Source organism: Aeromonas sp. R10-1 (assembly GCF_040908465.1).
GTDB lineage: Bacteria > Pseudomonadota > Gammaproteobacteria > Enterobacterales > Aeromonadaceae > Aeromonas > Aeromonas caviae.
Map to the genome: position 1 here is coordinate 1 of NZ_JBFODT010000008.1, position 3,065 is coordinate 3,065.

Annotated in this window: 1 rRNA gene; it reads left to right on the forward strand. The window is 52.6% G+C overall.

Going from position 1 to position 3,065, the window contains the following annotated elements:
• Positions 1 to 156: 156 nt before the first annotated feature.
• A 23S ribosomal RNA gene (locus tag AB5Y93_RS04190) occupies positions 157 to 3,045 on the forward strand.
• Positions 3,046 to 3,065: the final 20 nt, after the last annotated feature.

Here is a 3,065-nt window from a genome sequence, read left to right on the forward strand (position 1 = left end):
TGCTCTTTAACAATCTGGAAAGCTGATTTAAAAAGTAGTTCTCAAACATTTGTTACAAGTGCTTTGGAAACTTCTTGGCGAAAACCAAATTTTATTTGGTCCTTGTTGTACGACAACAAGCTGTGCCGGTTTCACCGACACTTCTTGGGGTTGTATGGTTAAGTGACTAAGCGTACATGGTGGATGCCTTGGCAGTCAGAGGCGATGAAGGACGTACTAACCTGCGATAAGCCGTGAGCAGTCGGTAAGAGACATTACGACTCACGGATTTCCGAATGGGGAAACCCACTTAGCATAAGCTAGGTATCGCTACGTGAATACATAGCGTAGCGAGGCGAACCGGGAGAACTGAAACATCTAAGTACCCCGAGGAAAAGAAATCAACCGAGATTCCCTCAGTAGCGGCGAGCGAACGGGGATTAGCCCTTAAGCATCTTGGAAGTTAGTGGAACGGTCCTGGAAAGGCCGGCGATACAGGGTGATAGCCCCGTACACGAAAACAACCTTGATGTGAAATCGAGTAGGGCGGGACACGTGACATCCTGTCTGAATATGGGGGGACCATCCTCCAAGGCTAAATACTCCTGACTGACCGATAGTGAACCAGTACCGTGAGGGAAAGGCGAAAAGAACCCCTGTGAGGGGAGTGAAATAGAACCTGAAACCGTGTACGTACAAGCAGTGGGAGCCCTTCGGGGTGACTGCGTACCTTTTGTATAATGGGTCAGCGACTTACATTTTGTAGCGAGGTTAACCGTATAGGGGAGCCGTAGGGAAACCGAGTCTTAACTGGGCGTCTAGTTGCAAGGTGTAGACCCGAAACCGGGTGATCTAGCCATGGGCAGGTTGAAGGTTGAGTAACATCAACTGGAGGACCGAACCCACTAACGTTGCAAAGTTAGGGGATGACCTGTGGCTGGGGGTGAAAGGCCAATCAAACTCGGAGATAGCTGGTTCTCCCCGAAAGCTATTTAGGTAGCGCCTCGGACGAATACTACTGGGGGTAGAGCACTGTTTGGGCTAGGGGGTCATCCCGACTTACCAACCCCATGCAAACTCCGAATACCAGTAAGTAATATCCGGGAGACACACGGCGGGTGCTAACGTCCGTCGTGAAGAGGGAAACAACCCAGACCGCCGGCTAAGGTCCCAAAGTTCTGGTTAAGTGGGAAACGATGTGGGAAGGCTCAGACAGCTAGGATGTTGGCTTAGAAGCAGCCATCATTTAAAGAAAGCGTAATAGCTCACTAGTCGAGTCGGCCTGCGCGGAAGATGTAACGGGGCTCAAACCAGGCACCGAAGCCGCGGATTCACGCTAAGCGTGAGTGGTAGGGGAGCGTTCTGTAAGTCTGCGAAGGTGTATCGAGAGGTATGCTGGAGATATCAGAAGTGCGAATGCTGACGTAAGTAACGATAAAGGGGGTGAAAAGCCTCCTCGCCGGAAGACCAAGGGTTCCTGTCCAACGTTAATCGGGGCAGGGTGAGTCGACCCCTAAGGTGAGGCCGAAAGGCGTAATCGATGGGAAGCAGGTTAATATTCCTGCACGACTTGTAATTGCGATGGGGGGACGGAGAAGGCTAGGTGGGCCAGGCGACGGTTGTCCTGGTGAAAGTGCGTAGGTGGTGTTTTTAGGCAAATCCGGAGACACAACACTGAGACACGAGACGAACGCACCACGGTGCGGAAGCCATTGATGCCCTGCTTCCAGGAAAAGCCTCTAAGCTTCAGATTACAAGTCATCGTACCCCAAACCGACACAGGTGGTCGGGTAGAGAATACCAAGGCGCTTGAGAGAACTCGGGTGAAGGAACTAGGCAAAATAGAACCGTAACTTCGGGAGAAGGTTCGCTCTTGATGGTGAAGTCCCTTGCGGATGGAGCTGTCGGGAGTCGCAGTGACCAGATGGCTGGGACTGTTTATCAAAAACACAGCACTCTGCAAACACGAAAGTGGACGTATAGGGTGTGACACCTGCCCGGTGCCGGAAGGTTAATTGATGGGGTTAGCGCAAGCGAAGCTCTTGATCGAAGCCCCGGTAAACGGCGGCCGTAACTATAACGGTCCTAAGGTAGCGAAATTCCTTGTCGGGTAAGTTCCGACCTGCACGAATGGTGTAACCATGGCCATGCTGTCTCCACCCGAGACTCAGTGAAATCGAATTCGCCGTGAAGATGCGGTGTACCCGCGGCTAGACGGAAAGACCCCGTGAACCTTTACTACAGCTTGGCACTGAACATTGAACCTACATGTGTAGGATAGGTGGGAGGCTTTGAAGGCGTGACGCCAGTTGCGCTGGAGCCGTCCTTGAAATACCACCCTTGTATGTTTGATGTTCTAACGCAGGGCCCTGAATCGGGCTCGCGGACAGTGCCTGGTGGGTAGTTTGACTGGGGCGGTCTCCTCCCAAAGAGTAACGGAGGAGCACGAAGGTTGGCTAATCCTGGTCGGACATCAGGAGGTTAGTGCAATGGCATAAGCCAGCTTAACTGCGAGACGGACAGGTCGAGCAGGTACGAAAGTAGGTCATAGTGATCCGGTGGTTCTGAATGGAAGGGCCATCGCTCAACGGATAAAAGGTACTCCGGGGATAACAGGCTGATACCGCCCAAGAGTTCATATCGACGGCGGTGTTTGGCACCTCGATGTCGGCTCATCACATCCTGGGGCTGAAGTCGGTCCCAAGGGTATGGCTGTTCGCCATTTAAAGTGGTACGCGAGCTGGGTTCAGAACGTCGTGAGACAGTTCGGTCCCTATCTGCCGTGGGCGTTGGATGATTGAAGGGAGTTGCTCCTAGTACGAGAGGACCGGAGTGAACGAACCTCTGGTGTTCGGGTTGTCACGCCAGTGGCACTGCCCGGTAGCTAAGTTCGGAATCGATAACCGCTGAAAGCATCTAAGCGGGAAGCGAGCCCTGAGATGAGTCATCCCTGACCCCTTGAGGGTCCTAAAGGGCCGTTGGAGACCACAACGTTGATAGGTGGGGTGTGTAAGCGTAGCGATACGTTGAGCTAACCCATACTAATTACCCGTGAGGCTTAACCATACAACACCCAAGAAGTGTTC